The following is an 11,703-nucleotide window of genomic DNA, read 5'->3' as shown; positions in this document are numbered from 1 at the left end:
GGTTGCACCGCCGGTGCCGAAACCAGTAGAGGTCTTAACGAAGTCGGCCCCGGCTTCCTTTGCCAGCTCGCAGGCCTTTACCTTCTCCTCCTCTGTTAGGTAGCAGGTCTCAATTATGACCTTGACCTTCGCCCCTCTCCCGTGGGCGACCTTAACGACCCCGGCTATGTCGTTCTTGACGTACTCGTAGTCCCCATCTTTGAGGGCGCCGATGTTCATGACCATGTCGAGTTCGTCCGCACCGTCTTCCAGAGCTTTTTTCGCCTCGAAGACCTTGACCTCTGTAGGGGTTGCCCCGAGCGGGAAGCCTATGACGCTCGCCACCTTGACGTCTGCGTTCTTCTCGCGGAGGTAGTTCTTGGCGAGCTTAACGCGATAGGGGTTGACGCAGACGGCATAAAAGTTGTATTTTATTGCCTCGTCGCAGAGCCGTACTATGTCATCCCTCGTGGTGTAAGGCTTCAAGTTGGTATGATCAATATATTTGGCTATGTCAATCCGTTCGGCCATATACATCATCCCCAGACAGCGTCCGTCGGAGGACGTTATTAGGGTTTCCACCCAAAAGTGTGGAACGATTCCGGAAAATTTGCAGTCCAGAAAAGGGGAACTGGGGTAAGAAAAACCCAGATTAGGGGGTAGTTTGTCCATTTTTGTAGAGCTCACGAAGGGCTTTCTGGAGCCTTTCTCCAACCTCATCGTCTCCGAGGACTGGATCAGCATCTCCCCGGGCGATTGCCTCAAGAACCTTTACCGCGTTGTCCCACCCTTCCTTAAGGCTCTTCCCCTTGGGTATCGGGTTCCTGAGGACGTGCCAGCAGGAGGTTTCCTCGTCGTAGACTATCACCCTTGGAATGTAGTCAAGGTCGAGGAAGGTGTTGTCAAGGGTGAGCTCTATCCTGAAGTCCCCCACCTCGATGAATCCCTCTTCCCTGAGCTTTCTCTCCCACTCCATGTTAAAAACTTGGGAGGGTACCTTAAAAGCGAATCGCCAACTTTATATTTAGGGTACTGAATATCACCCGAGGTGATTAGCATGGAAAACCCCTTCGAGATAACGAACGTTATAGCGAGGGAGATACTCGACAGCAGGGGCAATCCAACGGTCGAGGTCGAGGTTTACACCCCAATAAGCATGGGCAGAGCAGCTGTCCCGAGCGGAGCTTCAACCGGAACCCACGAAGCGGTCGAGCTCCGCGACGGCGGGAAGCGCTACCTCGGTAAGGGCGTTAGGAGGGCCGTTGAGAACGTCAACAAGATAATCGCACCAGAAATAATAGGAATGGACGTCACCTGGCAGAGGGATATAGACACCCTTATGCTTGAGCTCGACGGGACGGAGAACAAGAGCAACCTCGGCGCAAACGCGATCCTCGGCGTTTCCTTGGCCGTGGCGAAGGCGGCGGCGAACGCTTTAGGGCTTCCACTCTACCAGTACATCGGCGGAACCAACGCCTACGTCATGCCGGTTCCAATGAGCAACGTCATCAACGGCGGAGTTCACGCCGGCAACGAGCTCGACTTCCAAGAGTTCATGATAATGCCGGTTGGAGCCGACAGCTTCCGCGAGGGAATAAGGTGGGTTAGCGAGACCTACCATGTCCTCAAAGGGGTTATAGCCAGTAAATACGGAAAGGACGCGGTCAACGTAGGCGACGAGGGCGGTTTCGCTCCACCCCTGAAAGAACCCCACGAGCCCCTTGAGCTCCTCATCGAGGCCATAGAAGAGGCCGGCTACAAGCCCGGTGCGGAGATAGCCTTCGCCCTTGACCCTGCATCGAGCGAGTTCTTCCATCCCGACAAGGGCAAGTACGTCGTTGCAGGTAAAGAGTACGACAAGGGCGAGCTCCTCGAACTCTACAGGGAGCTGATCTCAACTTACCCGATAGTTTCCCTTGAGGATCCCTTCCACGAAGAGGACTGGGAAGGTTTCGTCATGATAACGAAGGAACTCGGGAACAAGATACAGATCGTCGGCGATGACATCTTCGTCACAAACCCGAAGAGGATAAGGAAGGGCATCGAGCTTGGCGCTGCCAACGCTCTCCTCCTCAAGGTAAACCAGATAGGAACGCTGAGCGAGGCCATAGACGCTGCCTACACAGCCTACAGGGCGGGATGGGGAATAGTTGTGTCGCACCGCTCCGGAGAGACCGACGACCCGTTCATAGCCGATTTGGCCGTTGCCCTCAACACGGGCCAGATAAAGACCGGCGCCCCGGCGAGAATGGACAGGAACACTAAGTACAACCAGCTCATAAGAATCGAGGAGGAGCTTGAGGGGACGGCGGTCTATCCTAGGAGAAAGTTCAGGAACCCGTTTCTCTGAGCTCTTTCTCCCTCTTGAGTTTCTCAAGCTCCTTTTTTTTCTCTTCCAAAACGCCGATGATGCCGTTGAGGAGCTTTATGTACTCCCCTATGGCCTCGGCTGGGATCTCCTTTCCGTAGCCCCTCTCCCTGAGTTTCTCGCGGAGCCTCTCGTGATACTGAACCGCTAAATAGAGGGACTTCAGGGCGAGCTCGTTGGCCTCCTTCAGGTAGAGCCAACCCCTCTCCGTGAGTGCATATCTAACCACCCTCCTCTTTCCTTTGTATTCTTCCCTCGGCTCTATCAGACCTTCCTCGGCCAGCTTGTTGAGCATGGTGTAGAGGTTCCCGTGACTGGGCTTCCAGTTGCCGAAGGCTATCTTCTCTATCTCCTTCAGTATCTCGTAGCCGTGTGCTTCTCCCTTCAGGCCTATGATAAGGAGTATGAGGTTCTTCAGCGGTACCGTGAAGAGGTTCCTCACGAGGCTTGAGTCAGGCATGCTCTCACCACCGGCGAAAGGCTTATAAGTTTCACCCAGCCCATATATGTCTGAACTAAACATATTTGAATAGGATGGATTTGCAATTGACATATTAGTGGCAACCGTTTAAAAGGGTTGGGGTGGTCGCGATGGCATGGAACGAGTGGATAGCCAGGCACGCAAAGCTCGTGCTCCTCGCCTAGATAGTCGTGATAATCATCATGGCACCGCTTGCGATGAAGCTGAGCGAGATAACCAACTACAGCGAGGGGCAGATGGTATCCCACAAGATAGAATCCGTAAAGGTTCAGGACATAATCTCCAGAGAGTTCACAAAGGCCCAGAACGAGAACACCACGTACCTGCTCATCACGAACATAAACGTCAGCGATGAAAGGAGCAAAGAAGCCTATTACTCCTTCAAGGAGAGGGTCGAGGGTAAATATGCCGACAACGTAACCTCTTACTATGACGCCATCAATGAACTCTGGAACATGACTTACAACCTGGAACCTTACAGGGGTTCTCTACTCGACTGCTCTCCAGAGCAATGAGGGCTTTGGCCGGCTCCTCAACGTGACGTACCAACTCGACAACACTACCCGTATGGTGAAGAACGCTCTTATTGACACCGCAAAGGGCTATCTGATGTTAAAGAGGAACGTCACAGCCCTTTACAATCAGACCGTTCTCCTGAGGAACGCGCTAAACCACACGGATACAGCTTACATCGCCCTCCACAAGAATTTAACCTCAACCTCAGGAATGCTCAAATCCCTCAACTCCACGCTGGCAGAGCTCAACAGAGGCCTTTACTCTCTCAACTCGACCTATGGAAAGACCTACATTGGGGTTATAACCGTCCACAGGGCCATCCTTGCCAGTGGGGCCTACGGTAGGGGAAACCTAACTCAGACTGAGGCTGAGGAGATAGCAACTCAAACTGGGACGACCCCGGAGTTCGTCTATGCGGTCTTCAATTCGGTCTATCCGGTTTACGCTAACGCTGGAAGCGGGGCTATCACAGATACTTTCCTCGCCAACGTCACGGAGGGAATAATAAAAGCCGGCTCGCCTTCTGCTCAGGTTCCCCTCGTTGAGGCCTACGGAAAGGCTTTTTACCTCGAAGTTGAGGCCTTCGACCAGAAGGCCGGAAGCGAGTATGCCCTTCAGGGAATGTCATCGGGGGAGCTGACCAAAGCGGTCTCCGGCATAGCTACCTCTGTACTTCATAAACTCCCTGAGGCAGTACTTCAGACCAACCAGACGATAGTTGTGAATGGCTTTGGCAGACTCGACGCGAAGGCCTTCTCCGGAATAGTGGAGACGGCAATCTCTCTCGGGCCGAGCCCAAGCGCCAGGCCGTTGAGAACGCCACCATTGAGGTTGCGCTCTCCCTCCTCGGCAACGCTCCTAACAATCCCCTTTCAAAGCTCCCGAACGTGAAGGGTGTTCTAATGGAGCTTCTGGTGAAGGGTCCAACGAAGGAGCTTGAGAAAAACCTCCTCCTCACGGGCATGGAGAAGAGCCTCCCAAGTGCTTTCCAGTTCGCCCCCTTCGTAGTCAATACCGTTTTAGCGTACGATGAAAACGCCACGGGAATCCTCTCAAGGGATCCCTCTCTTCTCGAAAACGCCACAGTTTCAGTCCTGAAGGCCATAACTGCTAAGATGGGCGTCAGCATAAACGAGAAAGCATTGAGAGAAATCTACGAGAGCAACGGAAACACGGAGGTTCTCGATAGAATCGCCGTTGAAATTCTGAAGGGGGGGCCTCACCGAAGAACTCTCCAAGGCCGGGCTTCCAAACGCCGGGGATGTTGCTGAACTGATCGTGAAAACTGCCACCAAAGACCCGGAGGGGATAATCGGCGGTGAGAACCTTGAGGGCGCAACTGTGAAGGTCGTTTCCGCGTTGGCCTCAAAGATGGGAGGCGGGGCAAACTTCAACGTCTCTGAGATTGTGAGGGAGCTATACGGAGGAACAAACCCGAGGAAACTAGCCGAAGGCCTCTTTCTCCAGGGAGTCAGGGAGAAGATAAACAACATGACCGCACCGAAGGAGTTCAAGGCCCTCTTCCTAAACATCACAGAGGCTGTTGTCAGGAACTATCCAATGAACGATGAGGGGATAGAGAAGCTCGTCAAGAAGACTGTAGAGTCATTCGTTACCTCCTATGCAAACAGAAACCCTTACGGCATAAAGATAGCCTTCAACGCCTCAAAGCTCGCTGATATTGCCTTCCGCTTCAAGGACAAACCGGAGAAAATAACAGCCGGCGACGTCAGGCCCCTCGCTGATGAGCTCTTCCCGGCGGTGAAGGAGAAAGCCAAAACCTACCTGAGCATGCTCAAGAGCAGGGACAACACGACGATGCTCATCATCTTTACCCCACGCGGAAAGCCCGACCCGAGCGACGACCTCTACAAGTACAGGGCCGGAAACGCAACGCGCGTGAAGGAGATAGCCCTTGAGGAGTTTGGAGAATATTTCCCAAAAGTTGAAGGGGCCCTTGGAGGGACACCGATCCAGATGCACGAGATGACGGAGTACGGGAAGAGGGACAACGCCACGACGACGAAGGCGAGCATGATAATGGCGCTGGTAGTCCTCTTCATCCTGATGGGAATGGCCCTCCTCGCGACCTTCCTGCCCTTCACCGGCGTTGCAACGTCTGCTTTGACCGCGTTAGGAATAGCCTACCTCCTCGCGAAGGGCGGAATCTTGAACATCGGAAGCTGGGCCCAGATGCTGACCATAACGACGGCCTTGGGCCTCGGTATAGATTACTCGACCTATTACGTCCACCGCTTTAAGGAGTACGTGGCTGAGGGATACGAACACGAAAGGGCCGTCGCTGAAGCATTGAAAAGGGCTAAAGACGCCGTTCTCGCGAGCGCTTTCACGGACATAATAGCCTTCGCCAGCTTCGTCCTCGCCTGGGAGTTCCCGATATTCCAGCAGATGGGCATAATAGCTCCCATTGCCGTGATAGTCGTGCTCATCGCGAGCCTCACATTAATCCCTGCAATAACAGCTCTGATCGGGGACAAGAGCTGGTTCTGGTGGCCGAGGCAGGTAAAGCACATACGTGCCATGGACGTCCACGAGAGGAGCAAAATCGCTGAATGGGTCATCAAACACGCCAAGGTCGTTCTCCTGATAGCTCTCTTAATAGCCGCACCGGCCACTTACAACTTCATTACCTTTAAGGGCACCCACGACTTGAGCTTATTCCTTCCAAAGGACAGCGACACGCTCAAGTTCATGAAGCTGAGCGAGGAGAAGCTCGGGGCTTCACTGATGTCGCCCAACTACGTGATAATAGAGTTCAACGGCAAGATAACTGACAAAGACCTCAAGCTCATAGACAAAATAACCGCGCACATAGCCTCAATGAAGGGGGTTAAAGCCGTCTACTCGCCAACGAGGCCCTACGGGGAGCCCGTCAGCAACCTAACTCTCTCAGCGATAAAGGCCCTTGGGGGCGGTAGGTTCATCTCCTCGAAGGGCGATAAGGTGCTCATTCAGGTAGAGACCGTTTACAGACCAACGGACAAAGAAGCTAAGGAGCTCGTGAAGGAGCTGAGGACCTATGTAAGAGAACTTGCCAAGGGGAACCCGAGGATCAAAGCGGGCCTCGTCGGAAGCGGTGCCGCACTCTCGATGGACTTAACAAACAGGATAAACGACATCTTCTGGCACAGGATAATTCCGGTTGCCTTAGTGCTCATGTTCCTGTCGCTCATACCGACGCTGAAGGGCCTGCCGGCGGTGGCTTCGACGATGACCACGATATTCCTCGGCGTCATGACGAGCATCTGGATCTCGACGTGGCTATTTGAGAAGGTGTTTAACCAGCAGGTTCTGTGGTTCCTCCCGCTGATGGTCTTCGTCGTGCTCATGGGCGTTGGCATCGACTACAACAGCTTCTACCTCGTTAAGGCGAGGGACGAGTTCGAGCGCAGGAAGCCCGACGAGTCGCTTATCGTTGCCGCTGGAACCATGGACAAGGTCATCATAGGGCTCTCAGTTGTTCTGGCGAGCACCTACGGGGCATTGATGCTCAGCAGTACCTGGGGAACAAGGGAGATGGGCTTTGCCCTCGCCGCGGGCATACTCCTGACGGCGACGCTCGCGGTCTACTTCATGGGGCCGGCTTTCATGAGCCTCTTCGGCAAGAAGGCCTGGTGGCCGCTGTTCAGGGAGAGTGAAGCTAAGAAGTGATTTCCTTTTTTCTTTCTTTTGGAAGGCTACCCTTTACGACGCTGGCCAGCCTTTATGTTTTTAAGCCCCCCAGTTCTAAACCCTACCGGTGATGGCATGAAGCTCAAGGTCATCCTCGAGCCACAGCCCGAAGGTGGCTACGTGGCCTACGTTCCTGCCCTTCCGGGATGCTTTAGCCAAGGGGAGACGAAGGAGAACGCCCTGAAAAACATTAGAGAAGCCATAGAGCTGTACCTTGAGACCTTGGAGGAGCGGGAGTTGAAGAGAGTAAAGGGTGAACTCGTAAAAAAGGGAGAGAGCACGGTCGTTGAGGTATCAGTATGAGCAAACTTCCCCGCGACGTTTCTGGGAGAGAAGCTATAAAAGTCCTCAAAAAGGTGGGCTACCAGCCCGTTAAGCAGAAGGGCCCCCATGTGATACTTGAAGGACGAGACGGAAGGTTGATTGTGGTTCCACTCCACAGAAGGCTAAAGACAAGTCTTTTAAAGGCGATTATAAAAGAAGCTGGCTTGAGTGTTGAGGAATTCACCGAGCTTCTTAAAGACCCTTAGCCTAATTTTGGGGTGAGCATAAATGAAGAAAAAGCTCAAAATCTACATCCCCGGCATCAAGTTTCCATCAGTCTCAGTCACGGGTAACGCGTGTTCACTCAACTGCGCCCACTGCGGGAGGCACTACCTTGAGGGGATGAGGAAGCCTGGGCGAGGAGAGCTTTTGGATTACTGCCTTGATCTCAACAGGAAGGGCTACCTCGGCTGTCTCCTCAGCGGTGGTATGGACGGTCGTCTGAAGGTTCCCCTCGACTTCTACGCGGAGGAAATAAAGGAAATAAAGCGCCGCACGAGCCTCAAGCTCAACGCCCACGTCGGCTTTATAGACGAGAACGATTTGGAGTGGCTCCGCTGGGTAGATGCAGTTTCCCTCGACTTCGTCGGCGACGATGGAGTAATCAGAAGGGTCTACAAGATAGACAGAACCGTTGAGGATTACCTAAGAATCCTCGACCTCCTCACCGAGAACGGGATAAGGGTTGCACCGCACATAACCATAGGCCTCGACTTCGGGAGGATACACTGGGAGTACAATGCCATAGACATGCTGGCGGAATACCCCATAACCCTCCTTGTACTCAACGTTCTCATTCCGACGAGGGGAACCGAGATGGAGAACGTCCCGAAGCCAAGCGTGGAGGAGAGCCTCGACGTGGTGAGATATGCTCGCGAGCGCTTTGAGGGCGAGCTGAGCATAGGCTGCATGCGCCCCCTCGGCAGGTGGAGGCTGGAGTTCGACGAGGGGGCGGTCTTAGCGGGCGTTGACAGGCTGACAAACCCGCCGAGAAAGGTGATAGAGTGGGCGAAAACCGTGAGGGACGTTGAGGTAATCTACGAGTGCTGCGTTATGTGAGGCTCACCAAACCTCGCGTCATCACAGATCAGAAAGGAGAACGCCGATCATCGCCTCAGACTTCTTCCTTCACCGTGACGAACGAGACCATGGTAACGGTCTGTCCAACACCCTTTATCTCCCTGAGCTTGTCGACTACTATCTTTCCGACCTCCTCCGAGCTGGGGGCACGAACCTTTATGAGCAGATCCCACTCTCCGGCTATGATGTGAACCTCGTAAACGCCATCGAGGGAGGCTATCTTCTCGGCCACTTCCCTCTGGTTCAGGCCTGAATCTGGATCATAGCGGGCAAGGATGAAAGCGGTTGTTCCTAGATTGAGCTTCTTGTAGTTCGGCTTTACTGTGAACTTCTCTATTATTCCATCCTCAACGAGACGCTTTATCCTGTAGTGAACGGTGGTTCTCGGTATTCCCAGCTTCTTGCTCAGACTGGCTATGTTCTCCCTCGCGTTCTCCCGGAGTTCTTTCAACAGCTTAACGTCGATGGCATCAAGGGCCCCCACCATTTCAATCCCCTTCGTCATTCATTCAATATCAACCGCATGAGTTTGTTTATCAGGCTTATTTAAAGATTTTCCCTCAACCAGCTGGCAAAGACCTTTAGAGCCTTCCCCCTGTGGGAGATGAGGTTCTTCTCCTCAGTTGTCATTTCGGCAAAGGTCTTATCGGAACCCCTGGGCCTGAAAATCGGGTCGAAGCCGAAGCCACCTTCACCGCGGGGTTCGGCCGTTATCTCGCCGTCCACTCTACCTCCAAAGATGTGAAGCTCGCCATCCCAGTAGGCTATGATACTCTTGAAGTATGCACTCCTGTCGGAGAAGCCTTCCATGAGCTTCAGTATTCCGCCTATCCCGAGGGTTCTGTAGACGTAGGCCGAGTAGACTCCGGGGAAGCCATTCAGAGCCTCAATGAAGAGGCCTGAGTCGTCGAGGAAGAAGGGACCACTTATTTTTTCGGCGAGCCACCTGGCGCCGTATTCAGCAACCTCCTCAAGTGTGTCCGCCTGTATCTCTGGGTAAGAATAGCTGAGCTGGTAGACCTCGATCCCGAGGGGCTCGAAGTACTCCTTCGCCTCCTCTACCTTTCCGGGGTTTGATGTTATAAAGGCCAGCCTCATGGGACCACCAGCGGGAGAGGGGGAGGGAGAATAAAAACTTTAGTCAATGGTATAGCCTATCTTCTCCACCAGTTCTCTCCTCTCCTTCTTCTGCTCCTCCGTCTCGATCCTCGTGGCAGACTTGCCGTCTACTATCCCAAGGACGCTCCTGCCGAGTTCGGTTTCAGCAACTATAACCTGGAAGGGGTTCTCACTGGCCCCGTAGACCATCGCCACTGCCGGGTGGTTTTTAATCGTGTTGAGGACGTTTATCGGGAAGGCATTCTTCATGAGGATCACGAAGACGTGGCCCGCTCCAATTTTCAAGGCGTTCTTTGCTGCAAGCTCCTCAAGCTCTCTGTCGTTTCCGGTGAAGCGCGTTAGCTGGGGCTTCGCCTCATTCATGGCTATGCCAAACTTTACCCCAGGAACCGCGGTTAGGAGGGCCCTGGCAAGGTCGTCAACAGTGAATATCGAGAAGTTGCCCTGCCCAATTATTACCTCAGCGCCCTCGGGCTTCTCAACCTCAACGACCTCAATCTTCACCATAGCGCATCACCGGAAGGGTTTAATACTCTCAGGATATAACCTTTCCGGCCCGGTGGTGGCGTGGCATGGGTGGAGTGAACATTGAGGAAATCGAGTTCCTAGTTGAAATCCTTGAGAGACATCCCTTTGAGAGCCTCAGGAAGATAGCCACCGAGGAGGGAATAGACTATTACAGGCTCAAGAGGGTGTACGACAAGTATTATGGGGAATACATCGCCGTCAATGCGAGATATAATCTCAGGAGGGTAGGACTTAAGAGCTTTGTCGCCTTTCTGAGCGTTCCCGCGGAGAGGCTGCTGGAGGTCGGACGGCACGTCACCCAAAACCCCTTCATTGTGTATGCAAACCCTGCCTTCGGCTTCAAAAACGGCCTTTCCCTCTTCCTCCACATTCCGAAGGAGCAGGTAAAGCACGTCGACAAGATGCTCTCCAAGTATTCCGACGACTTCGAATACTACGAGGTTCGAGCCTATCCCAGGGGGAGGAATTCAAAAACCCTAGAGTGGGGCGAGTGGAACCTAAACCACGATTACGCGGTTCTCATGGACATACTAAAGTGGGATGCCAGAACAAAGGTGACAGAGATAGCGAGGGCGCTTGGGAAGGCGCGCCCGACGGTGAGGTTTATGATAAACAGGCTGAAGGAGATAGAAGTACTCGTGGGCTTCTACGTTACAGTGGACATGAACATCCAGGACAGAGGCATAGTGGGGCTCACAAAAGAGCTTGACGAGGAAGTCCTTGAGAGGTTCAAGGAATACGAGATAAAGGTCGGCGTCCTGCCAGAATACGGGTATTTCCTCGAGTGGTTCTTCTCCTCCCAGGAAGATCTAGGGAGTAAAGTTCTCGAGTTCAGCAGGTTCGTGGACAAGATAATGGTCGAATACTTTGATCCCCTCTTTAAGGAGATGAACGACAGGAACAACAGGACAAAGTTCTCAAGAATGGTAAAGGAAGATGGGAGCGGTTACCACTCAATACTGGAGTTCTAGAGGAGTATCGGGCAGTACTCCATCCCCCCTATTTCTCCGGTTGCCTGATACTCCAGGGCCCTGCAGTCGTGGCAGATGTACTTGAAGGGACACTTGGAACAGCCGTCCATGCTGTCCTTTGTCACCCTCCAGAAGTCCCTCAGGCGCTTCTTTCTAAGACCCTCCCTGAGGCCCTTCTCCTTGAGATCTACCACAACATAGTTCCTCAGAAGGGGACATGGGAGGAGGTAGCCGTCCGCAGTAACCGCCACCGTTCCGGCGAGACAGTCATGGTACTTCTCTACCGTCGGATTTATTACCCTCCTCAGCTCGATTACGTTGAAGTTGAGCCTCCTTGCGGAGCCGGGGAAGAGGACGTCAACGTAAACCTCCATCGGGAGTATTCCTGCCATGGAAGTCAGCTCATCAAGCTTATCGGGGGTTACGGTTATCAGGGCCCCGTGGAGCCAGGGGTAGCTTAGGAGCCTTTCAATGCCCTTCTCGGAGTATTCAAGCTCGGCAACGAACTTCACTCCATCAATCGGGGTTACCTCATCAAGATCATCCATCAATACAACGGCGTAAACGTTTTCAACACCCTCTTCGACGGCTTTCTCCGCGACCTCCATGAGGAGGGACAGATCATCGTAGTTGGTGAGCCACAG

At 53.4% G+C, this 11,703-nt stretch carries 16 protein-coding genes; 9 read left to right on the top strand and 7 right to left on the bottom strand.

Going from position 1 to position 11,703, the window contains the following annotated elements:
- Together deoC and MVD07_RS00870 are read right to left on the bottom strand one after the other, a co-directional pair.
- Positions 1–510 (bottom strand): deoxyribose-phosphate aldolase (gene deoC / locus MVD07_RS00875; protein WP_297497357.1); only part of this gene is annotated, 510 nt, incomplete at its 3' end.
- A 121-nt stretch (positions 511–631) separates the two neighbouring features.
- A complete protein-coding gene (locus MVD07_RS00870; protein ID WP_297497348.1) occupies positions 632–955 on the bottom strand; it encodes a hypothetical protein in 324 nt (107 codons plus the stop codon).
- A gap of 81 nt (positions 956–1,036) precedes the next feature.
- Here MVD07_RS00870 and eno point away from each other — a divergent pair, with 81 nt between their 5' ends.
- Complete coding sequence (gene eno, locus MVD07_RS00865; RefSeq protein WP_297497354.1) at positions 1,037–2,329, top strand: phosphopyruvate hydratase; 1,293 nt, start codon at positions 1,037–1,039, stop codon at positions 2,327–2,329.
- Here the strand turns inward: eno and MVD07_RS00860 are convergent.
- A complete protein-coding gene (locus MVD07_RS00860) occupies positions 2,310–2,807 on the bottom strand; it encodes a PadR family transcriptional regulator (RefSeq protein ID WP_297497345.1) in 498 nt (165 codons plus the stop codon). The genes eno and MVD07_RS00860 overlap by 20 nt on opposite strands.
- 203 nt (positions 2,808–3,010) lie before the next feature.
- Here MVD07_RS00860 and MVD07_RS00855 point away from each other — a divergent pair, with 203 nt between their 5' ends.
- The 7 genes from MVD07_RS00855 to MVD07_RS00825 all read left to right on the top strand — a co-directional run bounded on the left by MVD07_RS00855 (position 3,011) and on the right by MVD07_RS00825 (position 8,420).
- Complete coding sequence (locus MVD07_RS00855; RefSeq protein ID WP_297497342.1) at positions 3,011–3,343, top strand: hypothetical protein; 333 nt, start codon at positions 3,011–3,013, stop codon at positions 3,341–3,343.
- Between the two features lie 94 nt (positions 3,344–3,437).
- Entirely contained in the window at positions 3,438–4,235 is a 798-nt protein-coding gene (locus tag MVD07_RS00850; protein ID WP_297497338.1) for a hypothetical protein, read from the top strand.
- A gap of 11 nt (positions 4,236–4,246) precedes the next feature.
- Positions 4,247–4,615, top strand: a complete 369-nt coding sequence (locus MVD07_RS00845) for a hypothetical protein (RefSeq protein ID WP_297497335.1) — start codon at positions 4,247–4,249, stop codon at positions 4,613–4,615.
- A 7-nt stretch (positions 4,616–4,622) separates the two neighbouring features.
- The gene (locus MVD07_RS00840; RefSeq protein ID WP_297497333.1) at positions 4,623–7,016 is read left to right on the top strand and encodes an MMPL family transporter; all 2,394 of its coding nucleotides are present in this window, start codon (positions 4,623–4,625) and stop codon (positions 7,014–7,016) included.
- 96 nt (positions 7,017–7,112) lie between these two features.
- Positions 7,113–7,340, top strand: a complete 228-nt coding sequence (locus MVD07_RS00835; protein WP_297497330.1) for a type II toxin-antitoxin system HicB family antitoxin — start codon at positions 7,113–7,115, stop codon at positions 7,338–7,340.
- Positions 7,337–7,567 (top strand): type II toxin-antitoxin system HicA family toxin, encoded by a 231-nt coding sequence (locus MVD07_RS00830; protein ID WP_297497327.1) that lies wholly within the window; start codon positions 7,337–7,339, stop codon positions 7,565–7,567. Before MVD07_RS00835 ends, MVD07_RS00830 begins: the two co-directional genes overlap by 4 nt.
- A gap of 22 nt (positions 7,568–7,589) precedes the next feature.
- On the top strand, positions 7,590–8,420 hold the full coding sequence (locus MVD07_RS00825; protein WP_297497324.1) for a radical SAM protein: 831 nt from the start codon (positions 7,590–7,592) through the stop codon (positions 8,418–8,420).
- Positions 8,421–8,475: 55 nt separating this feature from the next.
- Here the strand turns inward: MVD07_RS00825 and MVD07_RS00820 are convergent, their stop codons facing one another.
- From MVD07_RS00820 to MVD07_RS00810, 3 genes are read right to left on the bottom strand one after another with little or no spacing between them, the layout of a single operon-like run.
- Positions 8,476–8,928: an Lrp/AsnC family transcriptional regulator gene (locus tag MVD07_RS00820; RefSeq protein WP_297497351.1), complete on the bottom strand. Its 453-nt coding sequence runs from the start codon at positions 8,926–8,928 to the stop codon at positions 8,476–8,478.
- Between the two features lie 59 nt (positions 8,929–8,987).
- Positions 8,988–9,539 carry an XTP/dITP diphosphatase gene (locus tag MVD07_RS00815; RefSeq protein ID WP_297497322.1) on the bottom strand — a complete coding sequence of 184 codons (552 nt, stop codon included), beginning with the start codon at positions 9,537–9,539 and terminating at the stop codon, positions 8,988–8,990.
- Positions 9,540–9,578: 39 nt separating this feature from the next.
- The gene (locus MVD07_RS00810; protein ID WP_297497319.1) at positions 9,579–10,067 is read right to left on the bottom strand and encodes an adenosine-specific kinase; all 489 of its coding nucleotides are present in this window, start codon (positions 10,065–10,067) and stop codon (positions 9,579–9,581) included.
- Between the two features lie 65 nt (positions 10,068–10,132).
- Here MVD07_RS00810 and MVD07_RS00805 point away from each other — a divergent pair, with 65 nt between their 5' ends.
- Positions 10,133–11,059, top strand: coding sequence for an Lrp/AsnC family transcriptional regulator (locus MVD07_RS00805; RefSeq protein WP_297497315.1), 927 nt, complete (start codon positions 10,133–10,135; stop codon positions 11,057–11,059).
- Here MVD07_RS00805 and MVD07_RS00800 read toward each other — a convergent pair.
- A partial coding sequence (locus MVD07_RS00800) for an SPASM domain-containing protein (protein WP_297497312.1) occupies positions 11,056–11,703 on the bottom strand: 648 nt, incomplete at its 5' end. The two genes, MVD07_RS00805 and MVD07_RS00800, sit on opposite strands and share 4 nt — an antisense overlap.

The organism is Thermococcus sp., assembly GCF_027008145.1.
Classification (GTDB): Archaea; Methanobacteriota_B; Thermococci; order Thermococcales; family Thermococcaceae; genus Thermococcus.
The sequence above is the reverse complement of the archived record's forward strand: the minus strand, read 5'-3'. Positions and strand labels throughout refer to the sequence as shown.